A 26,904-nucleotide genomic window follows, 5' to 3' on the forward strand; every position below is an offset into this window, starting at 1 on the left:
TCGGTACGGCGTCCCTGCGTGCCGGTGTGCTCACGGCCTGGCGGGATTCGCCGACGCGGTTGCGGGAGGATGCGGCGACCGAGGCCGATCTGGTGCGGGCCGGGTATCGGGACCGGCTGCTGACGGAGTTGGCGCAGAATGCCGCCGATGCCGCCGCCAAGGTGGACGCGCCCGGCCGGCTCGCGGTCTGGTTGGCCGGCGACGCCCTGCACATCGCGAATACCGGTGCACCGCTGGATCTTTCCGGCGTCCATGCGCTGACGGCGCTGCGTGCTTCCGGCAAGTCGGACCCGGCCGCCACGGTCGGCCGCTTCGGCGTCGGTTTCACGGCCGTGCTGACGGTGAGCGACGAGATCGAGATCCGATCGACTACCGGCTCGCTCCGATTCTCCCGCGCGGAGACGCTGGAGGCGCTGCACCAGAACGACATTCATGTACCCGGCGAGACGGAAACCACCGCCGCCGAACGCTGGCAGCCACCCGCGTTGCGTTTGGTGTGGCCGAGCGCGGACGGCCCCGCACCGGGTTTCGATACCGAGGTCGTGCTGCGCCTGCGCGATGACGTCGACCCGCAGGCCTTGCTGACGGCCCTGCGGTCCGAAGCCGCCGAACTCCTGCTCGAACTCCCCGCCCTCCGTGAGATCCAGGTCGGCGACGACGAATTCATCAGCACCACAAGCGATTCGGCACACGGTCTCCAAGAGCTGCACATCACCGGCCCCGATCTCGATCAACGCTGGTGGCAGTTCCGCACCGCCCGTGCGCGCTGGCTGCTGCCGATCCGCGACGGCCGTCCGGTACGTGTCGCGCCCGACGCCCTGCGTGCCCCGACCCGCTCCGACGAGGAGCTCTCCCTCCCGGCCCTGCTCATCGCCGACATCCCCATGCAGCCCGACCGTCGCCGCCTGCTCCCCGGCGCCCACCTGGCGGAACTGGCCTCGGGGTACGCCGATTTCGCCCGCGCCCTGCCCCCACGCGACCGCCTCACGCTGGTCCCCGTCCCGGGCTTCGCCCGCAGCGACGCCGACGGACTGCTCCGCGAAGCCCTCCTCCGCGAACTCCAAACCCACCCCTGGCTCCCGGTACTCGCGACCGGCCAGGGTTCCGGCCCAACCGTCACCTCGCCCGATGAACCCGAAGCCTTCATCGAACCGCCCGATACCGCCCGACTCGCCGCCCACGACACTGATCTCTCCCGCCACGCCGACGGCGCCGCCATCCCCACCCGAGCCAGCGTCTTCCCCGACCTCACCCCCGAACTCGCCACGCTCTTATCGGATGTCCTAGGCCCCCTTGTGATCCCGGAACTCTCCGGCGGCCCACATGCCGAAGCCCTGTCCGTCCTCGACGTGCACCGCATCGGTCTCGCGCGCCTGGCGGAACTGTCGGCCGGACTGGACCGCCCGCCCTTTTGGTGGCAGGAGCTGTACGCGGCCCTCGAGCCGTACGTCACCGACCCGCTGGCCGTCGAAGAGCTCGGCGCGCTCGCTGTCCCGCTGGCCGATGGGCGCCTGGTCACGGGCCCGCGCACCGCCGTCCTCGATGACGAACTGCACGCACCGATTCCGGTGCACTGGGCGCGGCTGATTCATCCGGAGGCGGCGCATCCGCTGCTGACGCGGCTGGGCGCACGGCAGGCGACGGTGCCCGATCTGCTCTCGGATCCGGGGCTGCGCGCTGAACTCGAGGATCACCCGGGCGATCCCGACACCACCGACGCGGTACTGCGGCTGGCGGCCCAAGCCGATCCGGCGAACCTTCCGTCATGGCTCGGCCTTCTCGAATTGCCCGATGACACAGGCGAATTGCTCCCGGCCGATGAGCTGCTGCTACCCGGTGCGCCGCTGCGGGCGGTGCTGGTCGAGGATTCTCCGTTCGGCACTGTCGACCAGGATGTGGTCGACCGCTACGGAGCCGATGCCTTGCGGGTGGTGGGTGTCGGCTGGGATTTCGCGATCGTCACCGAGACGGACCCGACCGGTCCCGATCACGACCTCCCAGACGAAGAGGCCTGGTGGGCCGGGCTGCCCGAGGATCCGCCGGAGCTGATCGCCGTGCGCGACCTGGACCTGGTCGACGACGTCGCCTGGCCGCAGGCCCTGCGCCAACTGGCCACCGCGGAACGCACCCGCCCTCTGCTGGCGGACCCGAACGGCTACACCGCCTGGTGGTTGCGCCGCTTCGCCCGGATCGACGGCACCGAGCTGGGCCTCTTGCGCCATCCCGACGAACCCGAATTCGCCGGTCTACTCCCCGAATTCACCGCACCCGGCTTCTCGCGCGCCGAGATCGACGCCCTCCGCCCGGTCCTCGCCGACCCCGCGACGATCACCCCGCCGCTGGCCGAGGCACTGCTCGCCGCCCTCGCAGACCCGGCGAAATCCCCGACCCCGCAGGTCATCGCGCGCACCCACGCGCTGCTCGCCGCCGCCGAGGAACATCTCGACCTCACCGAACTGGAACTGCCCGACCTGGTGCGCGCACTGTCGGGCGAAACGGTCGATCCGGGGGAGGCGATGGTGCTGGATCAGCCATGGTTCGGCCTGGCGATCCCACCGCACAGGCTGGTCGCGGGCGCGGTCGAGTCCGCCCCGGCCTTGGCCACTCTGCTGGATCTTCCACTGGTGTCGGAAGTGGTGACGGCGGAGGTGATCAGCACCGGACGCGCGAGCAGCTGGGCGAGCGAACCGATGGGCGTGGTGCTGCGTCAGCTGTTCGATCTCCCCGGCGACGACGGTGAGCTGATCGTGCACGACGAGTTGCGCGTGCGGCTGTCCGGCGCGGTGCAGCACACGGCCGAGGTGCTGTGGTGGCGCGACGGCGACACCACACACATCCGGAACCCGCAGGCCCGCGGCTGATCCGGGCGGAATCTACTTCGCGTAAGTGCTCAGCATCTCGCTGAGCACATCCAGCTGGGTGCGTACGCTTTCGCTGTCGTTGTCCACCAGCCAGCGAAGCACGATCCCGTCGATCACGCTGAGGGTGAACCGCGACAGGGTCTGTACCGGCACCGACCATTCCGTGGACGTCGCGTCGCGGGCGTGGTCGAGGATATCGGCGACGGTGGAATCGTTGAACGCGTACTGTTCCCGCGCGATCGCCAATTTCGCCGGTGTCTGTTCGCCTTCGCGCAGCGCGTAGGTGGTGGTCTCGTAGGTGAGCAGCTGACGTTCCGGGGTGGCTTCGATGTTGAGCCACATCAGTTCCAGACCGTTGCGCACCAGAGTTTGCAGGGCCGCTTTTCCGGTTCCGGCTTCCTGCCAGACTGTTTCATTGGCGTCGACGGAATCGCGCAATTCCATCGATAGCGCTTTGACCAGCTCGGTCATCAGCGCGTCCTTGTTTTCGAAACAGTAATGCACCACACCGAGCGAGACGCCGGCCGCTTGCGCGACATCGCGCGTGGTCACGCCCGCAACACCCTTTTTCTCGGCAAGGCCGATCGCGGCCTCGATAAGGTGGGCCCGTCGTTCTTCGACGCTCAATCGGGAGGACACCTGAGCGAGTTAAGCGCTCGCAGGGCGAACAGTCAATTCGCCGTCCCGGAAAACTCGTACTGGACGACTGTCCAGATCTGTGGTTCGCTGCCAGGGATCGAAGGGAGTCTGTGATGCCGGTTACCCGCAGGATGCTGCTCGCCCGGACGGCGGTCGGCTCGGCCGCCCTCGCGGCGGTGCCCGCATTGCCGGGCGTTTTCGCGGCGACGGCGGGCGCGGCAGCCGGCGAATACGAGATCGGCGCGGGCCTGTCCGACATCACCGGACCGGCCGCCGAATGCGGCATGATGGGCTACTCGCAGCTGGAACAGACCACCGCGGGCATCCATCTGCGACCCCGGGCCAGGGCGTTCATCATCGGCGCGGGCGGGCGGCGGATCGTGTTCGTCGTCGCCGACAACGGCATGATCTTCCAGTCGGTGCACCGCGGGGTGCTGCTCGCCCTCGCCGAGCGCTTCGGCGACCTCTACACCGAGCAGAATGTGCTGCTGACCTCGACGCATTCGCACGCCACCTGCGGCGGCTCCAGCCACGACTACGCCTACAACCTCTCGATTCTCGGCTTCCAGCAGCAGGTCTACGACGCGGAGGTGCAGGGCATCGTCGAGGCCATCGCGGCCGCGCACGCCGACCTCGGACCCGGCTCGCTGGCGGTGGGCCGCGCGCAGTTGCGCGACGCCAGCGTCAACCGGTCCCGAATCGCCTTCGACCGCAATCCCGATGCCGATAAGCGCTATTTCCCCGACGCCATCGACCCGGCGGTGACGGTGCTGTCGTTGCGCAAAGGCGGTCGTGAGGTCGGCGCCATCACCTGGTTCGCCACCCACAACACCTCGATGACCAATGAGAATCGGCTGATCAGTTCCGATAACAAGGGCTACGCCTCGTTCAGTTTCGAACACACCGAGCACGGCGTGCGTTATCTGGACGGGCGTGCCGATTTCATCGCCGCCTTCGCGCAAACCAATGCCGGTGATATGTCGCCGAATCTGAATCTGCGGCCCGGGTCGGGACCGACCGATGACGAATTCGACAACACCCGCATCATCGGCGATCGGCAGTACCGCGCCGCGAAGTCGGCTCTGTCGGCGGCGAAGTCGATCAACGGTCCGGTGGACGCGATGCTCTGCTACATCGATCTGGCCGATATCGCCGTCGACGGCCGCTTCACGCCCGATGGCCTACCGCGCCGCACCGCACCGGCCGCCGCCGGTGTTTCGCTCATCGCGGGCAGCGTGGAGGACGGCCCCGGCCTGCCGGGCGGCCCGATTCCGGAGGGCGTGACCAACCCGTTCCTGGCCGCGCTCGGTGATCCCGGCGCGCCTGCGCCGGCGTGGCTGTCCGACGCGCAGGCCCCCAAGGCGATCGCGGCGCCGCTCGGGCTGCTGCCGCCGGTGCCGTGGGTGCCGAATGTGGTGCCGATTCAGCTGGTGCGCATCGGTGAGCTGTATCTGGCGGCGGCCGGTGGTGAATTCACCATCGTGTCCGGGCTGCGGGTGCGCCGGGCCGTCGCCGCGGTGCTCGGCGTGGATGTCGAGCAGGTGCTGTTGCAGGGCTATGCCAATGCCTATCACGAGTACGTGACCACGCCGGAGGAGTACGACGTCCAGCAGTACGAGGGCGCCTCGACTCTCTACGGCCGCTACACCCTCTGCGCTTATCAGCAGGAATTCACCCGGCTGGCAACGGCTTTCGCTGCTCGTCAGCAGATCGCGCGTGGCCCGGCCCCGCGTGATGTCTCGGCCTTGCAGCCGAATTTCGTCCCCGCACCGGGACCGGATGCGACGCCGCCGGGCCGCGGTTTCGGTGACGTCCTGGTGCAACCGGCGCCCACCGCGGCACCCGGGACGCGGGTCGAAGTCGAGTTCGTCTCGGCGCATCCCAAGCACAATCCCCGCCGCAACGGCACCTTCCTGGAGGTGCAGCGCCGCACGGCCGCGGGCCGGTGGGAGCGGGTGGCCAACGAGGGGGAGTGGGCGGTGCGGTTCCATTGGCGCTCGCCCGGCCCGGGAATCTCGGTGGCCCGGTTCACCTGGGATATTCCGGGTGATGCGGCGCGCGGACGGTACCGGTTCGTGCATTTCGCCGACCGGCTGGGCGCCGATGGCTCGCTGACGCCGATCGTCGGCACCAGCAACGAATTCGGTATCGCCTGACGGCGCAGCCGGGGCCGGGCTCAGAGCCCGGTCTGCGCGCCCTTGTCGCCGCGCCGAGCGCCACGGCGCTGGATGAAGAAGATCGTGTACCCGAGCAATCCGACCGCAAGTCCCATCAGGCAGACCGGACGCGCGGTCTCCCAGCGGTCTCCGCTCACCCACACCACGACCGTGGCCAGCGCCCACAGCGCGCAGCCGACCGCGAGCACCGGCCGTGGGTCGGTGAGCCGGGGCGGGATCTGCGGCACCTTCGGGGTCACGGAACTCAGCCTAGGCGAACATGCGTGAACTCCGGGCACCGTCCCGTATCGTGCTCAACTGTGACAACGCCATCGGAAGTTCGGGAGCTCGCGGGTGAGCTGTCGCTGGCGGTCGTGCGTTTGACGCGGCATCTGCGCGGGCGACGGACCGATTCGCAGATCTCGCTGACCCAGCTGTCGGTGCTGGCCACCCTGCACCGCGACGGCGCCATGACCCCGGGTGCGCTCGCCGCGCGCGAACGGGTGCAGCCGCCGTCGATGACCAGGGTCATCGCCTCGCTCACCGATCTCGGCCTGGTGGTGCGCAAACCGCATCCCACCGATGGCAGGCAGATCATCGTGTCGCTGTCACCGTCGGGCCGTGCCCTGATCGCCGATGAGGCCAGCGCGCGCGAAGCCTGGATGACCGATCAGCTGTCCACCCTGGCCCCGGAGCAACTCGACGTGCTGGCCCGCGCGGTCACGATCATGAAGCAGATCGTCGCCGAATCCGAATAACCGGCTCAGGACGAGTAGCGGTAGTTCGGCGCGAACGCCTGATCCGAATCGACGATGTCCTTGCCCAGCGGGAACAGCGCCAGCGGGATCAGCTTGAGATTCGCCCAGCCGAACGGGATGCCGATGATCGAGATGAACAGCGGAATGCTGGTGAGCAGATGGCCAAGCGCCAGCCACCAGCCCGCGACCACGAACCAGATGATGTTGCCGATCAGCGATCCCGCACCGGCGCCCGGCTTGTCGACGGTGGTGCGGCCGAACGGCCACAGCACGTAGGCGGCATTGCGCAGCGCGGCGATGCCGAACGGGATGGTGATGATCAGAATGAAGCAGATCACCGCCGCCACCAGGTAACCGACCGCCATCCAGAAGCCGGCCAGGATCAGCCAGAGGATATTGAGGACCAGCCGGATCACCTGCATGCCTCCAGCATGCCAGGACCGGCCCGGGTTGCGCATCCGATCGGGCCGGTCCGTGGCGGCCGCGGTCAGAAGAACCAGCCGACCTCCGCGTCGCGATCAGCGGAAAAGGCCTGCTCCATCGCACGCACCAGCCCGGAATCCTTGGCCCGCAACCGGTTCGCCGCGGCGAACGCGCGAGCCGGATGGGCGCCGAGATACATGCTGCCGAGCACGTCGATGCCCAGTTCCAGGTCGGCGTCACGGTCGGTCGGCGCACACTCGGCCACACCGTCGCGGACCCGCAACGCGAAGGTACCGCCGGCCTCGCGGAACGGATCGTGCACCGCGAGCACCACGTCCAGATCGGCTGCGTAGGCGCGGGCGGTGAGCGCGGCCGGAATGTCCATGAGCCGCAACCACAGTCCGTCGAAGCGGCCGGTGGTGCGGACCTGACGCGGATCGGTGAGCAGATAGGGCAGCGGATCGTCGTCGGTGACCACGGCCTCGATCCGGTCGATCAGATCGAGCCCGAGCAGTACCCGCCACAGCGCCGCGTGCGCGTCGGTGGTGATGGCGCGCAGTTCGCTCACCTCGACCACCGAGCCGTCGGCGCCGTGCCGGTAGCGGTAGAGGGCGTAGCCGTCAGGATGCACCAGGCTGAACAGGTCGGTCCCGCCGCCGCGGAACCGCTCGGGATCGGCGAAACGGATCGCCCACGCGCCATCGGGCCGCACCTGCGCGCCGGGGACGAGCCTGCGCCAGCGGTCGTAGACATCGCGGATGCGCTCCTGCGCGGCGCGCAGCGGAATCAGCTCGACGCCGCCCGGATCGGGAACCATCGGCAGGAAGGCGGCGCGCCGCCGATCCACCCGGATGGCCTTCTCGACCACCGTTGGCCCGTAACCGAAGCGCCCGTAGATGCTGCCCTCGCTGGCGGTGAAGATGGTCAGCGGCAGCCCGGCGGCCTCGGTGCGGCGATGCTGCTCGGTGTACATCGCGCGCAGGATGCCCCGGCGCCGATGCGTTGGCGCCACCGCGACGCCCGCGATCCCGGTGACGTCGACCTCGCGGCCACCGGGGACGGTGAGCGTCATCGTGGTGGACTGGGTGTGCCCGACCACCCGGCCGCCCACCTCGGCGACCAGCGCCTGCTCCGGCGGGAAGATGCGCGGGATCTGCTCGTTCTCCACCGCCGAGGTCCGGGTGGCGAAACACGTCTCGAGCAGCAGCAGGATCGCGTCGCCGTCGTCCGGGCGCGCCGATCGGATGACGATGTCGTCGTGGATGGCCATACCTCGAACGATGGCACTGTCGCGCCGCCCGCGCACCCGATTTTCCGGTCGGGCCGCCGCCACCGCGGCCGGGCGGGATTGGCAGGATGTCGGCTGTGGCGGTGGTTGTGGATATCGACGAGGTGGACGATCCGCGGGTCGACGACTTCCGGGATCTGAAGTCGGTCGATCGCAGGCCGGACCGTCCCGGCGGCAAGGGCCTGGTGATCGCGGAGGGCACCGTGGTGGTGCGCCGGATGCTGGACTCGCCGTTCCGCCCGCACGCCCTGCTCGGCACCGCCAAGCGGTGCGCGGAACTGGCCGGCGACCTCGCCGATGTGGACGCGCCGTACTACCGGGCCTCGCCCGAGGTGATGGCCGAGGTGGTGGGCTTCCACCTCAATCGCGGGGTGCTCGCCGTCGCGCATCGCCCGCCCGAACGCACCCTCGACGAGGTGCTGGCCGGGGCCCGCACCGTCGCCGTGCTCGAGGGCGTCAACGATCACGAGAACCTCGGCTCGATGTTCCGCAACGCCGCGGGCCTGGGCGCCGACGCGATCCTGTTCGGCGAACGCTGTGCCGACCCGCTGTACCGGCGCGCGGTGCGGGTGTCCATGGGGCATGTGCTGCGGGTGCCGTTCGCGCGGGTGCCGGACTGGCCCGGCGGCCTGGACCTGCTGCGCCGGGAGGGGTTTCAGATCATCGCGTTGACGCCCGACCCGTCGGCGGCCAACCTGGCGACGGCCATGACCGGCGCACGCGTCGCGCTGCTGCTGGGTGCCGAAGGCCCCGGCCTGACCGAAGAAGCCATGGCCGCCACCGATATCCGGGCCCGCATTCCGATGAGCCCGGGCACCGATTCGCTGAATGTGGCGACCGCCGCCGCGATGGCGTTCTATGAACGGGTGAGGACGACATGAGCGATCTGTCGAACAACCGCTACGACCCGTACCACGACTGCCAGGATCCGACCCCGTGGGCGGCAGGTATCACGGTGACGGTGCTGGTCGCGGCACTGACGACGGTCGCGGTCTACGCCTTCGGCGCGGCGCTGGCCGAGGTCCATCCGCTGCTGGCGGTGGGAGTCAATGTGGTCGCGGTCGGTGGGGTGGCGCCGACAGCGTGGCGCTGGCGTAGCGCGCCGGTGACCCGCTGGGTGCTGGCCGGTGGAGCCATTGGGGTGCTGCTGGCCTGGATCGGTCTGCTACTCGGGGTGTGAGCGTTGAGCCGGTCGGTAGAGCCGGCCGGTCGGGAGAGCGGGCCGGTCGGGAGAGCGGGCCGGTCGGGACAGCGGGCCGGTCGGGACAGCGGGCCGGTCGGGACAGCGGGCCGGTCGGGACAGCGGGCCGGTCGGGAAAGCGGGCGCGCCTCAGCCCGCGTCGTCGATGATCCGCACCTCGCTGCTGACGCCGAGGAACGCGGTGGGCGTCAGCCCGAACATCGCCCGGAACACGTCGCTGAAATGCGAGGGCGAGGCGAAACCCGCGTCGACCGCCGCCCTGGTCAGATCGTGGCCGGCGGCGTAGGCCCGGCCCACCCGCAGCATCCGGGCCCACTGCACGTAGCGGCGGAAGCTGGTGCCGGTCTGCTCGGCGAACGTGCGCAGGAAATGTGAGGTGGAAAGCCCGGCGAGACCGGCACTTTCCGCGGCGCGCTGGGGCCGGGCCGGGTCTGCGCGAATCGCGGCGGCGATGGCGGCGATGCGCGGATCCCGCACCGCGGGCACCGGGATGCTGGCCAGCTCGAGCAGCTGTTCCACCTCGGGCTCGGGACCGTCGCACAGTGCGATGAGGTCGGCTTCGCGCACCTGGTCGGCCGAATAGTCCCCGATCGACCTGGTCATCCCGCCCAGGCAGCGCGCCACCCGCGCCGAGGTCGGATCGAAGAAGCAGAACAGCATGCGCCCCTGGCTCTCGACCAGATGATGCGTCACCCGGGCCCGGAAAAGGAAGCTGCGCGCGGTGATATCGGGTCCGTCGGTCACCCGGACCCGGAACGGCGCGTCGACCCCGACCCCCAGCGAGGCGATGGCGGTGGAATGCGCGGCCAGACCCAGGCTCGGCCCCAGATAGACCGCATGCCCCGGCCGGATCCACAGCCGCGCCGTCGCGGTGCCGGAGCACGTTTCCGGAAGTGCCGACCGTGTCATGGGCGCGACGATACCGGGACGACAACGCGCACGGCAGGCACCTCAGCCAGACCGACCACGCGGCGGCACCGCCGCGACCAGCAACGACGAGCAGGAGGCGGCATGACCACCGACCGAACCCAACCGGCAACGAAGCCCTCGGCGATCGCGCTCCGCGACGTCACCGTGGACGACGCCCGCCTGCACTACGCCGAGGCGGGCACTGGCGACCCGCTGGTCCTGCTGCACGGCTGGCCGGAAGACCACCTCGCCTGGGAACACCAGATCGCACCGTTGTCGCGGCTGCGCCGGGTGATCGCACCGGACTGGTTCGGCTCGGGCGAATCCACTCGAGCCCCCGGATGGACCTGCGACTACGACAGCGAGGTGGACCGGATCGCCCGGATGCTGGACGCACTCGGCCTGGACCGCGTCGATTTCGCCTGTCACGACTACGGCGGCTTTCTCGGCCTCGGTTTCGTGCAGCGTCATCCCGACCGGGTCCGCCGTTTCGCGCTCCTCAACTCACGCGCGCAGAGCACCTTCACCCCGGCGTTCTACCTGCTGTTCGGGCTGTTCACCGTCGCCGCCCGGCACCGGCTACTGCGGCCGCTGCTCACCACCCCGCCGATCTACTACGTGCACCGCCTGGGCTTGGCCGCGTTCCTGCGCGACGGCACCTTCGACGCCGAACGGCTCGACCACTACCTGGCCATGCTGCGCACACCGCAAGGCCGGCGCGACTATGCCCACTTCTGGGCGGGCTACGAGGTGAAGGACCGGCCGGAACTCGCCATCCGGCTGGCCGAGATCACCTGCCCGACCACCATCATCTGGGGCACCCGCGAATACGCCATCCCATTGAGTACCGCCGAACGACTCGCCCGCGATATCGACGACGCCGAACTGGTGCGCATCGACGCGGGCCATTTCCTGATGGAGCAACGTCCGGATGAAGTGACCGATGCCCTCCGCCGCTGGTTGCAACGGCCCGCGCCGTGAACCGCGCTCGGCTCACCCCACCGGATCCCCGCGGCGCAACCACGACAGCAGCCCGCGCCGCGGCTTCCCGTTCGCGATATGCGGTTGACTCTCACCGACCGGCGCCCCCGGATCGGGCGCCTGACCTTTCGGGTATAGCGTGAACCCGCAGACCGAGATATCACCGGGCAGCAGCGCGCCCTCCGCGGCCGGTGCGCGGTAATGGAAACCGAGCCATTCGTTATTGGCGGCGTCGGCGAAATCGGGCGGATCGAACGGCAGGATCTGCGGGTCGGGCATATCGCCCACCTGCAATCGGACCGGATGCTCACCGGCCCAGTACGAGCGTTCCCACACCAGCGGCAGGCCTTCGTCTTCCAGGATGTGCACCCGGTTGGCGCTGAACGAACGCCGGAATTCCCCACGCTCCCAATGCGCGAACGAACCCCAGCTGTGCGCGGTGTCGAAGGCGATCAGATAGGTGTGCTCGGAGGCCAGCGGCCGGATCAGCGGCGTGGGCAGCGCGGTCGGCCGCACCCGCGCCACCTGCGGTGAACACACCACGGTGACACCGGGATAGCAGCCGATGTACACCTCGTCGGCGTCGGGACCGGCGCAGCCGCCGAGCGTGCCGACCATGATCGGCACGACGTCGTTGCCGGGATGCAATTGCTCGGCCAGCGCACGCGCGGCCTCGGGATCGCATTCGTGATCCGCGCGCAGCACCGCCTGCGGGTCGGATGCGTCGACGTACCAGAGCGACGAAGCCTTGGACAGCATTTTCGGCACCTCCCGAGTTGCACGAAAAGAGCTCCGCGAACTTCGGGCAATCCCCGCCGCGCCGAACGCGTCCGGGCCTGCCCGGCGCCGACCTAGATCGACCCCGCGTCGACCGAGATCGACCCCACACCGAAAAATCTACTCGCCCCGGCCGCGTCATGCGGCGGCTTCGCTGGGTTACGACATCGGCCTACCTGCGCCGACGCGGCTCAGTGGCCGGAGCTGCGAACGCCGAGCAGCACGTCTTCCCACGACGGCATCGGCGCCTTGCCGCGCTTGGTGCGGGCGGGCTTGGCTTTCGCGGCGGCCGGCTTGGCGTCCTCGGCCGCGGCGCTCTTGGTTTCCGGCTGGGCCGATTCCGTTGCCGCCGCGGGAACCTCGACGGTGCTCGTCGCGGCGCGCTCGGCAGTGGGCTCGGCCCGCGGTGCTTCGGTCCGGACCTCGGGCTCGGTCCGCGCGGCGGGCTCGGCCTCGACGCGGCCACCGGCCGACGGCGCCTTCGGTCCGACCGCGGCGCCACCGGCGGCCGAACCACCGGCTGCCGGAATCGAACCCGTGGTCGAGGCCGGAGACGGCAGCGCGGTGGCACCACCGGCGGCGACCGCGCGCTGCCCGTAGAACTCCTCGATCACCGGCTGCTGCGGCGCGAGTGCGGCGGATTCGCGCGGCTCGGCGGGCGGTTCGACCGGGGCCGGGGCCTCGGGCTCTTCGGGCAGGATCGTCGCCAGCCCGCGCAGTGCGCGACCGAAATCGGGATCGATCAGATCGGCGGCCGGATCATCGAGCGGGGAAACCGTGCCACCGTGCGCGTCCGGCTGGTAGCGCCAATGCGCTGCGATCTCCGAACGCCCGTTCTGCCACTGCAGCTGGGCGACCCAGAAACCCTTCTCGTCTTTCCAGGCATCCCATTCGGCGTTTTCCAGCGTGTGCCCGCGCGCGGTGAACGCGGCGGTGACGACATCGATGAGGATTTCCACCGCGGGACCGTCGGGCCGCACCGGATGCGCCTTCTGTGCGAGTTCGGCGGCGCGGGCGCGTTCGAGCAGCACCGGATAGGCGAAACGTTCCACCCGGCTGGCCGGCATGCCGGATTCCTGGGTGACCTGCTCTACGGAGGCACCGGCGCGGATACGGGCCTGGATATCGCGTGGTCGCATAGTCGCTTCCATTTCGATCTCGATCTGGCCGAATCGGGCAAGGTCTCCGCGGGCAGCGGCACGCAGTTTGTCATCGGCGGGAAGCCGGAATTTCTGGCCGCTTTCGGTGTCCACACAGACGATATGGGCGGAATCGGGCGTCACGCCGATCACTCGAAGTTCACGCACCGTTACCTCCTTATCGCGTCGGCTCGCGACACCGCCCACGTTCTGGAACAGTAGTGCACTTCTGTAAATCCCGCCGCAAGACACGCGGCATCGAAATCTACCCCCAGGGCACCGCGCACGGCTAATCTGCTCTATTCCGTTGCGAACCAAGCAGTTTCCCGGGCTTGACAAAAAGCGAACCCGCCACGCGGTCGGCGCGGCGGGTTCGGGCTGGTTTCGGGTGGGTCAGCTGAGCTTTTCCACGACCCAATCGACCGCCTTGGTCAGCTGGCTGACGTCGTCGGGATCGATGGCCGGGAACATGCCGATACGCAGCTGGTTACGGCCCAGCTTGCGGTAGGGCTCGGTGTCGACGATGCCATTGGCGCGCAGCACCTTGGCCACCGCGGCGGCGTCCACCGAATCGGCGAAATCGATGGTGCCGACGACCTGCGAGCGGTGCGCCGGATCGGTGACGTACGGGGTGGCGTATTCGCTCGACTCGGCCCACGAGTACAGCCGCGACGACGAATCCAGCGTCCGCTTGACCGCCCAGTCCAGGCCGCCGTTGCCGTTGAGCCATTCGATCTGGTCGGCGAACAGCAGCAGGGTGGCCAGCGCCGGGGTGTTGTAGGTCTGGTCCTTGGTGCTGTTGTCGATGGCGATCGGCAGCGACAGGAAGTCCGGGGTCCAGCGGCCCGAGGACTTGATCTCCTCGACCCGGGCCAGCGCGGCCGGGCTCATCAGCGCGATCCACAGGCCACCGTCGGCGGCGAAGCACTTCTGCGGGGCGAAGTAGTAGACGTCGGCGTCGGTGATGTTCACCGGCAGCCCGCCCGCGCCGGAGGTGGCGTCGATGGCGATGAGGGCGTTCTCCGAACCGGCCGGACGCTGCACCGGGATCGACACACCGGTGGAGGTCTCGTTATGGGCCCAGCCGATGAGGTCGGCGGACGGGTCGGCGACCGGCTCCGGCGCGCTGCCCGGCTCGGCCGAGACGATAATCGGGTCGCCGATGAACGGGTTGTTCTTGGCCACCGAGGCGAACTTCGAGCTGAACTCACCGTTGGTCAGGTGCAGCGAGCGCTCCCGGATCAGGCCGAAGGCCGCGGCGTCCCAGAACGCGGTGGTGCCGCCGTTGCCCAGCACGACCTCGTAGCCGTCGGGCAGCGAGAACAGCTCGCGCAGCCCCGAGCGCACCCGCGCCACGACGTCCTTGACCGGCTTCTGGCGGTGCGAGGTACCGAATACCGAGGCGCCCACCTCGACCAGGGACCGCAACTGCTCCGGTCGCACCTTGGAGGGGCCGCAACCGAAACGTCCGTCGGCAGGCTTGAGGTCGTCGGGGATGGTCGGGAACGCACTGGTCATGGCGAACAGCGTAGTCGCGGTATCGCTGTGGTGTGTACCACCCTCCGGCTAACCTGAACCCTCATGAGCATGCTGTCGGCAAACTCCGGGCGGCGATGGCGGGCGCGGCGACTACGGGGTGGTGCGGGGAGGTGGGGGACACGGCACGGCCTGCGTTCGATGCGGGCGAACCGCCGTGCTCAGCGCGATGCCGGACCGCCGGCGATGCGGCGCACGGGCATCGGACTGTGGTTGCTCGGCGTCGGCCTGACATTGTCGAGCCTGCGCCCGCGCCTGCCCTGGCGGGCCGGCGCACGATCGGGCGTGCTGAGCGGGGCCGCGCGCCGTGAGCTGCTGTTGCGCGGCACGCACGGCACGGCCACCGTGCTCGGGGTGCGCCCGCGCCGCAGCGAGGCCGGGCACGTGTTCTGGGTGCGGGTCCAGCTCGACGGCGAACCGCCCTACGAGACCCGGGTGCGGCAGCGGGTGCGCGAGGCGGATCTGGACCGGATGCGTCCGGGTGACGTGATCTTCTGCCGGGTCGACCCCGGCGACCGTGAGCGGGTGGTGCTGCACGTCTCCAATGACGCCGATCCCGGCCGGGTCGGCATCGCCAAGATCCTGTCCGACGGCCGCCGTGCCCAGGCCACCGTGCTCGCCGCCACGCCCATGGCCGCCGACTACTCCGGCCGCGACGATCCGGTGCTGCGATTGGACCTGGAGCTGCAGGCCTGGGACGAACCCGCGCCCTGGCGGGTCCGGCTGGTGCAGCCGGTCCCGCTGTCCGCGATCAGCCTGGTCGACCTGGGCAAACGGCTCGAAGTCGCCTTCTTCACCGTCGACAAGGGCGAATCGGTGGCCGTCGACTGGGCCGCATCGCTCGGCGAGCGCTAGACCGGCGCGAACGCCGACACCCGTGGGCGGACCGGCCCGTCATGCGGTGATGCGGGCCGGCGAGGCCGCAGTGGTCGGGTAGCGACACAAGCCGCAACCCGGCGGAATCAGCTGTGCGCGATCGACGCCCAGCCCGCGACCTCTTCGGGCTTACGCGGCCCCGGCCCGGTGTAGATGGCGGCCGGGCGCACCAGCTTGCCCAGCTGCTTCTGCTCCAGGATGTGCGCACACCAGCCCGCGGTCCGGCCGCAGGTGAACATGGCGGGCATCATGTGCGCGGGCACCTCGGCGAAGTCGAGGATGACCGCGGCCCAGAACTCCACATTGGTCTCGATGGCGCGATCCGGGCGACGTTCGCGCAGCTCGGCCAGCGCGGCCTGCTCCAGCGCGGCGGCCACCTCGAAACGCGGGGCGTTCAGCCGCTCGGCGGTGCTGCGCAGCACCCGGGCACGTGGGTCCTCGGCCCGGTAGACCCGGTGGCCGAAGCCCATCAGCTTCTCCTTGCGGTCGAGGATGCCCTTGACCAGCGCGCGGGCATCGCCGGTGCGCTCGACCTCTTCGATCATCGGCAGCACGCGTGCCGGGGCGCCGCCGTGCAGCGGACCCGACATGGCGCCGATCGCGCCGGACAGCGAGGCGGCCACGTCCGCGCCGGTGGAGGCGATGACGCGGGCGGTGAAGGTGGAGGCGTTCATGCCGTGCTCGGCGGCCGAGACCCAGTAGGCGTCGATGGCCTCGGTGTGCCGCGGATCCGGGTCACCCTTCCAGCGAGTCATGAACCGCTCGGTGACGGTGGTGCATTCGTCGATCTTCTGCTGCGGCACCGCGGGCTGGTAGATGCCGCGCGCGGACTGCGCCACATACGACAGCGCCATCACCGAGGCGCGGGCCAGGTTCTCCCGCGCGGTCTCGTCGTCGATGTCGAGCAGCGGCTCGTAGCCCCAGATCGGGGCGAGCATGGCCAGGCCGGCCTGCACGTCGACGCGGACGTCGCCGGTGTGCACCGGCAGCGGGAACGGTTCGGCGGGCGGCAGGCCACGGCCGAACTCACCGTCGACCAGCAGCGCCCAGGCGTCACCGAAGGTCACCCGGTTGGCGACCAGATCTTCGATATCCACCCCGCGGTAGCGCAGTGCGCCGCCGTCCTTGTCGGGTTCGGCGATATCGGTGGTGAACGCGACGACACCCTCGAGACCGCTGACGAAATCCGGGGGAACCGCGGGGCTGGTAGTCATGTGGTGACTCTCCTTGCACGTCGGGTCGCATGGCTCGCGGTGCACGGTGGTCGCGGCACATGCCGATCACCAAAACCTTAGCCCCTGGCTACTGCGGAGTAACGTCTGCCCCATGCGTGACCTGGACAATTCCTACCCGGATCTCGCCGCCATGCGCGTCGAGTACGGCGGCGGGCCTTTCGACAGCGAAGGCGCACCCGGTACCGGCGCCCGCGATGCCGATCTGGACGAAAACTGGCTGGCCGGCGGCTGGGAACCGTTGCTACGGCACTGGATCGAGCAGGCCACCGCCGTCGGGATCGCCGAACCCAACGCCATGGTGCTGGCCACCGTGGCGCTCACCGCCGACGGCACGCCGCGTCCGGTCGCGCGCACGGTGCTGTGCAAGGGGCTCTCGCCCGAAGGTGTGACTTTCTACACCAATTACGACTCGGCGAAGGGCACGCAATTGGCCGCGGTCCCGTTCGCGGCGGCCACCTTCGTCTGGCCTGCGCTGGGCCGGCAGGTGCATGTGCGCGGTCCGGTGCAGCGGGTCTCGGCCGAGACCACCGCCGTCTACTGGCGCTCGCGTCCGCGTGATTCTCAACTCAGTGCGTGGGCCTCGCATCAGTCCCGGCCGATCGCCTCGCGCGCCGAACTCGATCGCGCGCTGGCCGAGACCACGGCGCGATTCGCCGGCGTCGACGAGATTCCGGTGCCACCGCACTGGGGCGGATATCTATTGCGGCCGGACGAGGTCGAGTTCTGGCAGGGGCGGCAGGGGCGTCTGCACAACCGCATCCGGGTGAACGTCGACGGCGACACGATGACGGTCCAGCGCTTGCAGCCCTGATCCCCGAATCCATCCAATGATGTGATGAATAAGGTCTGGCCCGATCGGGTCCGGCTCGCATAATCTGCGGCTGGTGAGACTGCTCGCCGACACCAGGCCACTACGCGATCCGGACTATCGCAGGCTGTGGACCTCCGGCATCGTCACCACCATCGGCGCGCAACTCTCGGTCGTCGCGGTGCCGACGCAGATCTTCCAGCTCACCGGCAGTTCCGGCTATGTCGGGCTGGCCGGGCTGTTCGGGTTGGTGCCGCTGATCGTGTTCGGGCTCTGGGGCGGTGCCCTCGCCGACGTGATGGATCGGCGCACCCTGCTGCTGATCACTAATACCGGCACCGGACTCACCGCCCTCGCCTTCTGGATCCAGGCCGCGACCGGCGCCGGGAATGTGTGGCTGGTGCTCGGCCTGTTCGCCGTGCAACAGGCCTTCTTCGCCGTCAACCAGCCCACCCGCAGCGCCACCATTCCCAGACTGCTGCCGGAAAGCCAACTCGCCGCGGCCAATTCGCTGTCGATGACGGTCACCCAGTTCGGCGCCATCGCCGGGCCGGTGCTCGCGGGCGCGCTCATCCCGCTGATCGGGTTGTCCACGCTGTACCTGATCGACGCCATCGCGCTGCTGGTCACGCTGTGGGCGGTGTGGCGACTGCCGTCGCTGCCGCCGACCGGATCGGTGCGGCGCGCGGGTCTACGCACGGTGTTCGACGGCTTCGCCTACCTGGCCACCCAGCGGATCCTGCTCGCCTCCTTCGCCGTCGACATCATCGCCATGGTCTTCGGCATGCCGCGGGCGCTGTTCCCGCAGATCGCGCACGAGACCTTCGGTGATCCGGCCACCGGCGGCGTCGCGCTCGGGCTGTTGTTCGCGTCGATGTCGGTGGGTGCGGTGCTCGGTGGCGTGTTCTCCGGGTGGATTCCGCGGGTGCGCAGACAAGGCCTCGCGGTGATCGTCTGTATCGCGTTATGGGGGCTTGCCATGGTCGGCTTCGGGGTCGCGGTCGGGTTCACCGGGCGCGGTCTCGGCGTCGCCGCCGGGCTGTGGATCGCGCTGGCCTGCTCGGCCTTCGGCGGTGCGGTGGACATGGTCTCGGCCGCGCTGCGGATGACGATGTTGCAGACCGTGGCGACCGACGAAATGCGTGGCAGGCTGCAAGGAGTGTTCATCGTCGTGGTCGCGGGCGGCCCGCGAATCGGTGATGTTGCGCACGGTTTTGCCGCCGCGAGCCTGGGTACCGCCGTGGCCGCCGCGGGCGGTGGAGTGCTGGTGGTGGTCGGTGTGGTGCTCGCGGCGCTGGCTTTCCCGGCCTTCGTGCGATACCGGGTGGGCCGGTCAGAGCCGAAACCGGTGCTCGCTTGAATACCCCGCACCTCACCGCTCGCCGGTACGTTTGTGAGATCGTGCGGTGGGCACCCTCCTGCCCGAGCCCGGCGAAGCAGCGACTAGCGTCATGGTCAAGCGCACCGCCGTGCCGACCGCACCCGGTGCCGACGGTCATAGCCTGAGAGGGATCCTTCCGTGCCCGAGAATCACATCAACGACGCCAAGCCGGTGCTGACGTACCCCGGCGGCGAGTACCCGATGACGATCGCCGACGCCTCCGAGGGCAACGACGGTATCGATCTGGGCAAGCTGCTGGCGAGCACGGGATACACCACCTACGACCCCGGCTTCGTCAACACCGCCTCCACCAAGTCGGCCATCACCTACATCGACGGCGAGGCGGGCATCCTGCGCTACCGCGGGTACCCGATCGACCAGCTGGCCGAGCGCTCGACCTTCATCGAGGTCAGCTACCTGCTCATCTACGGCGAGCTACCGACCCAGGCCCAGCTCGAGTCGTTCACCGACAAGATCCGCCGCCACACCCTGCTGCACGAGGATCTCAAGCGGTTCTTCGACGGCTTCCCGCGCAACGCGCACCCGATGCCGGTGCTGTCGTCGGCGGTCAACGCGCTGTCGGCCTACTACCAGGACTCGCTGGACCCGCGTGACCCCGAGCAGGTCGAGCTGTCCACCATCCGCCTGCTGGCCAAGCTGCCCACCATCGCGGCGTACTCGTACAAGAAGTCGGTCGGCCAGCCGTTCCTCTACCCGGACAACTCGCTGAGCCTGGTGGAGAACTTCCTGCGGATGACCTTCGGCTTCCCGGCCGAGCCCTACGAGGTCGACCCGGAGATCGCCGCCGCGCTGGACATGCTGCTGATCCTGCACGCCGATCACGAGCAGAACTGCTCCACCTCCACCGTGCGCCTGGTCGGCTCCTCCGACGCCAACCTGTTCACCTCCGTCTCCGGTGGCATCAACGCGCTGTGGGGCCCGCTGCACGGCGGCGCCAACCAGGCCGTGCTGGAAATGCTCGACGACATCAAGGCCCAGGGCGGCGATGTCAAGGAGTTCATCCGCAAGGTCAAGAACAAGGAAGACGGCGTGAAGCTCATGGGCTTCGGGCACCGCGTCTACCGCAACTACGACCCGCGCGCGGCCATCGCCAAGAAGCACGCCGACGCCATCCTGGCCAAGCTCGGCGGCGACGACGAGCTGTTCGACATCGCCAAGGCGCTGGAAGAGGCCGCCCTCACCGACGACTACTTCGTCGAGCGCAGGCTGTACCCGAACGTCGACTTCTACACCGGCGTCATCTACAAGGCCATGGGCTTCCCGACCCGCATGTTCACTGTGCTGTTCGCGATGGGCCGGCTCCCGGGCTGGATCGCGCACTGGCGTGAAATGCACAGCGAGCCGCTCAAGATCGGCCGCCCGCGCCAGATCTACACCGGTTACGGTGCGCGCGACTACAACGAGATCACCAACCGCTAGAACACACATATCGAAGGGGATATGCGAATGAGCAAGCCGGAGATCGAATTCCAGGCGGGCCCCGCGCCCACCGAGCTCGTCATCAAGGACATCACCGTCGGTGACGGCGCGGAAGCGGTGCCCGGTGGCACCGTCGAGGTGCACTACGTGGGCGTCGAATTCGACACCGGCGAGGAGTTCGATTCGTCGTGGAACCGCGGCGAATCGCTCACCTTCCCGCTGCGCGGCCTGATCCAGGGCTGGCAGGACGGCATCCCCGGCATGAAGGTCGGCGGCCGTCGTCAGCTCACCATCCCGCCGGAGCTGGCCTACGGCCCCGCCGGTGCGGGCCACAAGCTCTCCGGTAAGACCCTGGTCTTCGTGATCGACCTGCTGGACGTCAAGTAAGTCCCGGCTTCCGACCGCGGCCCGTACTCCTCGAGTGCGGGCCGCGGTCGTGTTCCGGGCAGGTCAGGACGCGGGATTCGCGGCGGCCGCCTGGGCGGCGTCGAACGGGGCGCGGTCGAAGATGATCCGGATATGGGTGATCCGGCCGTCGGCGACGGTGTAGAGCTCGGCGCCCGGTGCGTGCGGCACCGGGATGGTGGTGGTGTCGTACATCAGCATCGCGGTGTCGTCGTCGCCGAACGCGGCGAGCAGCTGCGAGCTGGTCATGATCTGGCTGAACGGTTCCATGAAGCCGCGGAACTCGGCCAGACCGGTGATCTGCCCGGACGGCGCCTCGCAGACGAGGTCGTCGGCCAGGTAGGTGATGGCACGGTCGAAGTCGTGGCCGGTCCAGGCGCGGTGGTAATCCAACGCGGTCTGCAAGGCAGGGCTGGTGGTCATGATGTCCTTCCGGGTCGGTGGGCCGCTCGCTGCCGCCCTCACCAGTTCTGACACCGCGGCGCCGGCGAACGGAACGCGGCGGGCGAATCCATTCGGATGGCACGATGGCCGGGTGGAGCAGACCGTCCTCGAACGGGCCCGCGCCGGTGACGAGCGGGCATTCCAGGAGCTGACCGAGCCGTACCGCAGGGAACTGCTGGTGCACTGCTACCGCATGCTCGGCTCGCTGACCGAGGCCGAGGACACCCTTCAGGAGACGCTGCTCGCGGCCTGGCGGGGGCTGCCGGATTTCGAGCAGCGGTCGTCGGTGCGGACCTGGCTGTATCGGATCGCGACCAATCGGTGTCTCAACGTGCTGCGGGCGGCGCGGCGGCGTCCGCCGGAACCGGTGCCGCCGTTTCGTCCGCCCGAACCGACGCGCCGGGATTCGATCACCTGGCTGCAACCGGTCCCCGACGACGTGCTCGCCGGGGTGGCCGATCCGGCGCCGGGGCCGGAGGAGAAGCATGAGGCTCGGGCGACGGTCGAGCTCGGCTTCGTCGCCGCGCTGCAACGACTTCCACCCCTGCATACCGCGACGGTCGTGCTGCGCGATGTGCTCGGGTTCCCGACCGCCGAGGTCGCCGAACTGCTCGACAGCACTCCGACGGTGGTGAAGGGCACGCTGCAACGCGCGCGAGCCACCCTGCACCGCGAGCGCGGCAGCCTGGAGCGGACGCGTCCGGGCTCGTCCACCGAACAGTCGCTCGCACAACGTTTCGCGGAGGCCTACCTGGCGGGTGATGTGGACGGTGTCGTTGCCCTGCTGACCGACGACGCCTGGCTCACCATGCCGCCCGCACCGCACGAGTACCACGGGCGGTCCGCCATCGCCGAGTTCCTGCGCGCCTCGTTCGGTTACCGCGGCGACCGGCGGGCGCACCTGTGGGCGACGAGCGCCAATACCCAGCCGGCCTTCGCGACCTACCTCGATGATCCGGACGGGTCGTCCGCGTCACCGGCCGGGCTGATCGTGCTGACCTGTTCGGGGGAGCGGATTTCCGCGCTCACCCGGTTCCACCTCTACGATCTCTATCCGCGTTTCGGAATGCCGGATCGGCTGCCGGCCGAGAACGATTCACCTGCCTGATCGCTCATTCCCGCACGATCTCCACCGGATCGGTGAGGGCGAGCGCCACCGCCGAATGCTGCGCCTTGCCTCGCTGCGGCAGCGCCGCGAGGGCCTTGCCGGTCTGGGTGTTGAGGTTGGTGACGATGCCCTGCAGCTGCCCGATGCCGGTCTCGATCATGCCGATGGCGGCCAGCAGCTGGGCGCCGCCCTGTTCGGCGAGCTGCGGCAGCGATTCGGCGAGCTGGGCGCCCTGAGCCAATTGATCGCTCGCACCGGTCAATCGGGCCACCACGGTGCGCAGCAGGGTGCCCAGATCGGTGTTCGGATCGACGGCGGCCCCGGTTAGCGTGCCGAGGCCGGTGAGTTGCGCCCCCGCCTGCCCCGACACATCGCGCAGCGCCTGCAACTTGTTGATCACGTCGGCCACCTGCGGATCTCCGGCGAACGGCAGCCCCCGCAGCAGCGGCAGGATCTGATCGAGTCCAGAACTCATCGTGTTCGCCGTCTGCTGTACCTGGGCGATGGTCAGATTCGTGGAATCCAGCGCCGCCGCCAGCTGTTCGGCCTGCGCCGCGGCCCCGTCGACGGTGTTGTTCAACAGCTCGATCGCCGAAGTCAACTGCGCCGAACCATTCTTGGCCATATCCAAGAACCCCAGCAACTGATCGGCCCCCGCCGTGAACTGATCCGCTCCCGCAGCCGCCGCATTCACCCCCGCGTTCAACAACTGCGCACTGAACTGCACACTCGTCATCTGCGTCCGCGCCGCCGCCATAGCCGACAACGCCGCCTCCACCCCCACCGCCCCGATATGCTGCCGCACCACCGCAACAGCCCCGTCCACAACTTCGTCATCGGCCTGGGAATTCGCCGCCACCGTCACCTGCGCCCGCCGCGGCTGCGCCCCCACCAACGTCCCCATCGATTCCGTCAGATCAGCCGGCAACGTGATCACGGCCGCATAGTCGCCGCCGTCCGCTTCCCCCGGCGCCACCGTGGCCCACTCATAACCACCGACCTGCTGAACCGCCTGCACCACCTGCTCACCCGTCGGCCCGGAATCGGCATTGACCAGAGCGATCCCGCTCGGCGCTGCTGACGACCGAGCACAGGCAGCGAACCCACCCACAGCCCCGGCCCCGACAACAACAGCAACGACAAGTGCCCACCGGGCCCGTTTGTTGATCACCCGGGAGAGGCTAGAGCCCAGTTATGGCGCGCCAGTGGGTGATTCTCTGAGGATTCGGTAAGGGCTGCCGCGGTTCCCCTGGATGCACTCGGCCGACTCCCGAACGCTATGTGGACGATGGTATGCGTTGAGAAAAACTGCGACTTCCAGAACTTGCTGCCGCCCGCTGTGACTATCGGGCCGACCAGATTGCCAGCTGCCCACCCGGCAGGCATACGACACGGTACCCCCGTGGACCGACGAGACTCCACGCCTCGTATTCCATGTCCGGAAGCACGCGGACGCTCACGCCCGTATCCAGTCCCAGCTCCAACGAGCCCGAGCTATCGATGGTGGCAGTCTCGACCACTGCACCGACCAAGGTTTGGATCTGCTCGCGGTGTTCCTGGTAGCGCTCGTACTCAACCTGGTTTGCCGGTTGAGATCCGTCCGCGATCTCGAGATCACACTCGATCTGCAGTTCGTATTCGAACGATTCGCCTAGCCATGCGGTAACCGTGTAACCGATGGTCACGCAGGACACTCTCATGCCGGATACTGGTGTCCTCATAAACCCTTAGTATCCGCTCTGGCTCCGCGCAAGGTAGGCTTGATTGAAACGGCGCAGCGGGCGTTCATCGGCACGTCTCCCGCGGGGTTCCACGCCACGGATCGCCATAACTCTCATACGGATTGCCGAGTTCTCTCAACCTCTGTTCGCCGACGACAATGAGATCGGCCCGGAACGCCTCATTCGAACCGATGGCATCATCGTCGATCTGAAGGTAACCGGGAACTCCGTTGTAGCCATGGGTAATTCGATCGATTGCTTCATCAATCGATACAGGCCATGGCTCCCAGGAACTGTAGTCCCCACCCGGCGGTTGGGCCCCGAACAACTGCAGAGCAACTTCCCGCAGCTACTGCCGTAACAACTCTTCGAGTATCGGCCCGGAGTCGGGGATTCGATGCCACCACCAGGGGCGTGCAGAGGTATCTTCATCGGCAAATGATTGTACGAGTCCCTTTGTGTCTGGAACGGTTATCGATCGAAACCTATCGTCAAACGGCTTGATCGTATCCATCAGTCGACTCACAATCGGTCCCGAGAAGGCGTGGAGGCAATTTTCGAAGGAGCTTCGCATCGACATGGCGGCCAGCAGGTCGTAGCCGCCCCACGCAGTGCGGTCCATCATCGACTTGGGGCGGTCCGTGTCAATTTTTTCAACATGTGCCGCCCAGGACGCCGCGAGATCGAGAATTGTCACCTCGGTTGATCCGAGACGATACTTGTTGACTTCGATCTGACGAAGGTCCTCTTCGTCGAAGTTGTCGGAAAGATCTTTCGGAGTGATGATCATTGCGATTACCTTTCTGGGTAGTAGGTCGTGCTCCTCCAAGGCATGTCGCGATTAACAATCACTCTTACGCCATTGTAATCGTAGCGAACTGAGTTTCCTTTACCTGGCGAGGTTGTTCCCTTTTCGAGGGCTTCCTCGATCTCCCGAAGGCTTGGCCTACGCATCGTTGGGTGGTCATCTCCGGCGTGGCCGCGGGCAAGTTCTGCAATCTCTTCTCGTGAGAACCCTGTCCCCTCGAAGTCATGATCGCCGGCTTGATCGTCCGGGATGTCGTCAGGGAGGTCATCGTCGATGAAAACCTTCATCGCGATGATCCCGGCGAGCCCACCGATTACCGTGCCGAGGGAGGGCACGTCGTCGAACGCACCCACCTTGCCTGCTGTGACGGCGCCGCCCGCGGCAGCGGCTGTCAATCCGATGGCCTGAAACAGTTTGCTGGCTCTGTAAGCGGTGCCGATGGCGACGGCGGCGTCCGCGGCGACGACGGTGACTGTTCCGCCGGCGGCGGCGAGGCTTGCGCCGAAGGTGAACCAGGCCGATGCGGCCGCGACGACCAGGGTCGCGGTGATCGCGACAAGCGCAGTCTTCAAAGCCGATTCGAAAGCAGCGCGGACATCGACTGTTCCCGTGTGGAATTCCGTGACCGGTGCCGCGATGCTGCTTGTGGCGGCCGCGAGTTGAGTGGCACCGCCGTGCAGCGTGTCGAGATAAGCGTGGATCTTGGGGAGATTTTCTGGGTCGACGGTGTCGTCAAACAGGGATCTAATCGATTGGATTCGGGCGGCCGCGCCGGTAATGGCTTCGTGTTCGGCGAAGGTCTTCCAGACTGAGGATGCTTTGTCGAGCTTGTCGGTGTCGCCGTTGGGTAGCTTGCCGAACTCTTCGCCTACCTTGGACAGCACCGCGTCGAAGAGTTCTTCGACACCGACGGAGTCGTCGCGTTTGATCCCGTGTCCGTTGTCCGCGGTCGACGTCGGAATTGAGACTCTATGCTCAGACATCGCATGAATCGTTGGTTGTGGCGCGCGTATCCCACCAGGCTCTTGTCCGTAGTGATAGCCGATGGCGTATAGCGAATAGCCGAAATTCGTGAGCGCATCAGCGAGGTGAGTGCAGGTCTGCATCGTGTCGAGGGCGACCTGATCGTACTTCTCGCCCCACTGTTTACAGCCGGGTGCATCTCCGGCCATACCAGCACATTCACCCTTTACTGCGTCGTGTACTGGCTTGTCGGCGGCTCGCAGGTCTTGTGCGAGCTCATGACACCGTGCCGCTGCCTCATAGAAGGTCTGCCAGTCGACACGCAACGTGTCGTTCATGCTTGCCCACTCGACAGGATTCGAGAATTTGCGGCGATCGCCCGCGTGTACCGGCCGTGCGCGGTCTTCGCGGCCTCGCTCATATCCAGAATGCCTTCTGCGAATTCGCGTGCGCCGACGGCCCATTGCCGGTGCGCGTCGGCGTATGCCTGAGCCGCTAGGCCTTCCCATCCTGTGCCCTGGAGCCCGGCAACTTTGTCATCAATGTCATCGAGATGATCGGCGATGAAACCGGCCAGGCCGGCCAACCGGGCGACCAGATTCTCCAGTTCGGTGAGATTGACTTCGAACTCGGTACTCATGACACGATGTTCAAGCTCGACTGCGTGACCGCGGCCGCAGTGCCTTCGTCGCTCGCCTGATAGTTATCGGCCGTCACACCCAGCTTTTCGGCCATCCCCGTCAGCGCCGCAATGATCTGCACACCGCCGTCGCGTAGTTCGGTCCAGCCCTCGGTGAACTGGGTGGCCGCCCCGCCCCGCCAACCCCCGTCGGTCAGCGAATCCACGTCCCGAGCCGCAGACTCCAATGCTGACCGCAGTGCGTCAGCCACTCCGTAGACATACTGGCCGACCGCACGCACCTGCTCGGGCACAACCATGATGGTTTCGGCGGATGCCGGATTCTCCCCCGTACTCACGGCCCGAACGATACATGCCGGCAGCAGCGGAGGTCCACATCCGTTTGGGCCGATCGTTCGCAGTCAGAG

The 26,904-nt window shown here is 68.1% G+C and carries 28 protein-coding genes; 12 read left to right on the top strand and 16 right to left on the bottom strand.

From position 1 onward, the window contains the following. The first annotated feature begins 26 nt into the window (after positions 1 to 26). Positions 27 to 2,861, top strand: a complete 2,835-nt coding sequence (locus NOCYR_RS03310; protein ID WP_014348938.1) for a sacsin N-terminal ATP-binding-like domain-containing protein — start codon at positions 27 to 29, stop codon at positions 2,859 to 2,861. 12 nt (positions 2,862 to 2,873) lie between these two features. Here NOCYR_RS03310 and NOCYR_RS03315 read toward each other — a convergent pair whose 3' ends face one another. Beyond that, a complete protein-coding gene (locus tag NOCYR_RS03315; RefSeq protein ID WP_048832719.1) occupies positions 2,874 to 3,500 on the bottom strand; it encodes a TetR/AcrR family transcriptional regulator in 627 nt (208 codons plus the stop codon). Positions 3,501 to 3,613: 113 nt separating this feature from the next. Between NOCYR_RS03315 and NOCYR_RS03320 the strand changes: the two genes are divergently transcribed. Next, positions 3,614 to 5,656, top strand: coding sequence for a neutral/alkaline ceramidase (locus NOCYR_RS03320; protein ID WP_048832720.1), 2,043 nt, complete (start codon positions 3,614 to 3,616; stop codon positions 5,654 to 5,656). Between the two features lie 20 nt (positions 5,657 to 5,676). Here NOCYR_RS03320 and NOCYR_RS03325 read toward each other — a convergent pair whose 3' ends face one another. Then, the gene (locus tag NOCYR_RS03325) at positions 5,677 to 5,916 is read right to left on the bottom strand and encodes a DUF2530 domain-containing protein (RefSeq protein ID WP_014348941.1); all 240 of its coding nucleotides are present in this window, start codon (positions 5,914 to 5,916) and stop codon (positions 5,677 to 5,679) included. Positions 5,917 to 5,976: 60 nt separating this feature from the next. On the opposite strand from NOCYR_RS03325, the gene NOCYR_RS03330 reads away from it, so the two are divergent. After that, entirely contained in the window at positions 5,977 to 6,414 is a 438-nt protein-coding gene (locus NOCYR_RS03330; protein WP_048832722.1) for a MarR family winged helix-turn-helix transcriptional regulator, read from the top strand. Between the two features lie 5 nt (positions 6,415 to 6,419). Here the strand turns inward: NOCYR_RS03330 and NOCYR_RS03335 are convergent, their stop codons facing one another. Together NOCYR_RS03335 and NOCYR_RS03340 are read right to left on the bottom strand one after the other, a co-directional pair. Next, the gene (locus tag NOCYR_RS03335; protein WP_014348943.1) at positions 6,420 to 6,836 is read right to left on the bottom strand and encodes a YccF domain-containing protein; all 417 of its coding nucleotides are present in this window, start codon (positions 6,834 to 6,836) and stop codon (positions 6,420 to 6,422) included. A 65-nt stretch (positions 6,837 to 6,901) separates the two neighbouring features. Then, positions 6,902 to 8,107 carry a GNAT family N-acetyltransferase gene (locus tag NOCYR_RS03340; RefSeq protein ID WP_014348944.1) on the bottom strand — a complete coding sequence of 402 codons (1,206 nt, stop codon included), beginning with the start codon at positions 8,105 to 8,107 and terminating at the stop codon, positions 6,902 to 6,904. A gap of 95 nt (positions 8,108 to 8,202) precedes the next feature. Between NOCYR_RS03340 and NOCYR_RS03345 the strand changes: the two genes are divergently transcribed. Together NOCYR_RS03345 and NOCYR_RS03350 are read left to right on the top strand one after the other, a co-directional pair. Continuing rightward, positions 8,203 to 9,006 (top strand): TrmH family RNA methyltransferase, encoded by an 804-nt coding sequence (locus NOCYR_RS03345; RefSeq protein WP_014348945.1) that lies wholly within the window; start codon positions 8,203 to 8,205, stop codon positions 9,004 to 9,006. After that, positions 9,003 to 9,305, top strand: coding sequence for a DUF2537 domain-containing protein (locus tag NOCYR_RS03350; protein WP_014348946.1), 303 nt, complete (start codon positions 9,003 to 9,005; stop codon positions 9,303 to 9,305). The genes NOCYR_RS03345 and NOCYR_RS03350 overlap by 4 nt, the downstream gene beginning before the upstream one ends. 150 nt (positions 9,306 to 9,455) lie before the next feature. On the opposite strand, the gene NOCYR_RS03355 is transcribed toward NOCYR_RS03350, so the two are convergent. Further along, positions 9,456 to 10,235 carry a helix-turn-helix domain-containing protein gene (locus tag NOCYR_RS03355; RefSeq protein WP_014348947.1) on the bottom strand — a complete coding sequence of 260 codons (780 nt, stop codon included), beginning with the start codon at positions 10,233 to 10,235 and terminating at the stop codon, positions 9,456 to 9,458. Between the two features lie 102 nt (positions 10,236 to 10,337). Here NOCYR_RS03355 and NOCYR_RS03360 point away from each other — a divergent pair, with 102 nt between their 5' ends. Continuing rightward, positions 10,338 to 11,216: an alpha/beta fold hydrolase gene (locus NOCYR_RS03360; protein ID WP_014348948.1), complete on the top strand. Its 879-nt coding sequence runs from the start codon at positions 10,338 to 10,340 to the stop codon at positions 11,214 to 11,216. 12 nt (positions 11,217 to 11,228) lie between these two features. Here NOCYR_RS03360 and NOCYR_RS03365 read toward each other — a convergent pair whose 3' ends face one another. From NOCYR_RS03365 to serC, 3 genes are all read right to left on the bottom strand, one after another. After that, positions 11,229 to 11,975 carry a DUF6928 family protein gene (locus tag NOCYR_RS03365; protein ID WP_014348949.1) on the bottom strand — a complete coding sequence of 249 codons (747 nt, stop codon included), beginning with the start codon at positions 11,973 to 11,975 and terminating at the stop codon, positions 11,229 to 11,231. A gap of 209 nt (positions 11,976 to 12,184) precedes the next feature. Beyond that, positions 12,185 to 13,300: a septation protein SepH gene (gene sepH, locus NOCYR_RS03370; protein ID WP_014348950.1), complete on the bottom strand. Its 1,116-nt coding sequence runs from the start codon at positions 13,298 to 13,300 to the stop codon at positions 12,185 to 12,187. A 225-nt stretch (positions 13,301 to 13,525) separates the two neighbouring features. Further along, complete coding sequence (gene serC / locus NOCYR_RS03375) at positions 13,526 to 14,650, bottom strand: phosphoserine transaminase (RefSeq protein ID WP_014348952.1); 1,125 nt, start codon at positions 14,648 to 14,650, stop codon at positions 13,526 to 13,528. 204 nt (positions 14,651 to 14,854) lie between these two features. Between serC and NOCYR_RS03380 the strand changes: the two genes are divergently transcribed. Further along, positions 14,855 to 15,523: a hypothetical protein gene (locus tag NOCYR_RS03380; protein WP_014348953.1), complete on the top strand. Its 669-nt coding sequence runs from the start codon at positions 14,855 to 14,857 to the stop codon at positions 15,521 to 15,523. Positions 15,524 to 15,630: 107 nt separating this feature from the next. Here the strand turns inward: NOCYR_RS03380 and NOCYR_RS03385 are convergent, their stop codons facing one another. Then, positions 15,631 to 16,758 (bottom strand): citrate synthase 2, encoded by a 1,128-nt coding sequence (locus tag NOCYR_RS03385; RefSeq protein WP_014348954.1) that lies wholly within the window; start codon positions 16,756 to 16,758, stop codon positions 15,631 to 15,633. 112 nt (positions 16,759 to 16,870) lie between these two features. Here NOCYR_RS03385 and pdxH point away from each other — a divergent pair, with 112 nt between their 5' ends. The 4 genes from pdxH (at position 16,871) to NOCYR_RS03405 (ending at position 20,795) form a co-directional block, all read left to right on the top strand. Next, positions 16,871 to 17,590 (top strand): pyridoxamine 5'-phosphate oxidase, encoded by a 720-nt coding sequence (gene pdxH, locus NOCYR_RS03390; RefSeq protein ID WP_014348955.1) that lies wholly within the window; start codon positions 16,871 to 16,873, stop codon positions 17,588 to 17,590. A gap of 70 nt (positions 17,591 to 17,660) precedes the next feature. Further along, entirely contained in the window at positions 17,661 to 18,947 is a 1,287-nt protein-coding gene (locus NOCYR_RS03395) for an MFS transporter (protein WP_048832727.1), read from the top strand. A gap of 159 nt (positions 18,948 to 19,106) precedes the next feature. After that, on the top strand, positions 19,107 to 20,408 hold the full coding sequence (locus tag NOCYR_RS03400) for a citrate synthase (protein ID WP_014348957.1): 1,302 nt from the start codon (positions 19,107 to 19,109) through the stop codon (positions 20,406 to 20,408). A gap of 27 nt (positions 20,409 to 20,435) precedes the next feature. Continuing rightward, positions 20,436 to 20,795 carry an FKBP-type peptidyl-prolyl cis-trans isomerase gene (locus tag NOCYR_RS03405; protein WP_014348958.1) on the top strand — a complete coding sequence of 120 codons (360 nt, stop codon included), beginning with the start codon at positions 20,436 to 20,438 and terminating at the stop codon, positions 20,793 to 20,795. Between the two features lie 63 nt (positions 20,796 to 20,858). On the opposite strand, the gene NOCYR_RS03410 is transcribed toward NOCYR_RS03405, so the two are convergent. Beyond that, positions 20,859 to 21,236: a nuclear transport factor 2 family protein gene (locus tag NOCYR_RS03410; RefSeq protein WP_014348959.1), complete on the bottom strand. Its 378-nt coding sequence runs from the start codon at positions 21,234 to 21,236 to the stop codon at positions 20,859 to 20,861. 112 nt (positions 21,237 to 21,348) lie between these two features. Here NOCYR_RS03410 and NOCYR_RS03415 point away from each other — a divergent pair, with 112 nt between their 5' ends. Further along, positions 21,349 to 22,365, top strand: coding sequence for an RNA polymerase subunit sigma-70 (locus tag NOCYR_RS03415; RefSeq protein ID WP_014348960.1), 1,017 nt, complete (start codon positions 21,349 to 21,351; stop codon positions 22,363 to 22,365). A 4-nt stretch (positions 22,366 to 22,369) separates the two neighbouring features. Here NOCYR_RS03415 and NOCYR_RS03420 read toward each other — a convergent pair whose 3' ends face one another. The 6 genes from NOCYR_RS03420 to NOCYR_RS03445 form a co-directional block, all read right to left on the bottom strand. Continuing rightward, positions 22,370 to 23,386 (bottom strand): membrane protein, encoded by a 1,017-nt coding sequence (locus NOCYR_RS03420; protein WP_014348961.1) that lies wholly within the window; start codon positions 23,384 to 23,386, stop codon positions 22,370 to 22,372. A 322-nt stretch (positions 23,387 to 23,708) separates the two neighbouring features. After that, a complete protein-coding gene (locus tag NOCYR_RS29015; protein ID WP_014348962.1) occupies positions 23,709 to 24,086 on the bottom strand; it encodes a DUF6188 family protein in 378 nt (125 codons plus the stop codon). 349 nt (positions 24,087 to 24,435) lie between these two features. Then, a complete protein-coding gene (locus NOCYR_RS03430; protein WP_048832731.1) occupies positions 24,436 to 24,876 on the bottom strand; it encodes a hypothetical protein in 441 nt (146 codons plus the stop codon). A 5-nt stretch (positions 24,877 to 24,881) separates the two neighbouring features. Then, on the bottom strand, positions 24,882 to 26,195 hold the full coding sequence (locus NOCYR_RS03435) for a hypothetical protein (RefSeq protein WP_014348963.1): 1,314 nt from the start codon (positions 26,193 to 26,195) through the stop codon (positions 24,882 to 24,884). Beyond that, positions 26,192 to 26,497 (bottom strand): WXG100 family type VII secretion target, encoded by a 306-nt coding sequence (locus NOCYR_RS03440; protein ID WP_014348964.1) that lies wholly within the window; start codon positions 26,495 to 26,497, stop codon positions 26,192 to 26,194. The genes NOCYR_RS03435 and NOCYR_RS03440 overlap by 4 nt, the downstream gene beginning before the upstream one ends. Continuing rightward, on the bottom strand, positions 26,494 to 26,835 hold the full coding sequence (locus NOCYR_RS03445) for a WXG100 family type VII secretion target (protein WP_048832732.1): 342 nt from the start codon (positions 26,833 to 26,835) through the stop codon (positions 26,494 to 26,496). Before NOCYR_RS03445 ends, NOCYR_RS03440 begins: the two co-directional genes overlap by 4 nt. Positions 26,836 to 26,904 lie beyond the last annotated feature (69 nt).

Source organism: Nocardia cyriacigeorgica GUH-2 (assembly GCF_000284035.1).
Classification (GTDB): domain Bacteria; phylum Actinomycetota; class Actinomycetes; order Mycobacteriales; family Mycobacteriaceae; genus Nocardia; species Nocardia cyriacigeorgica_B.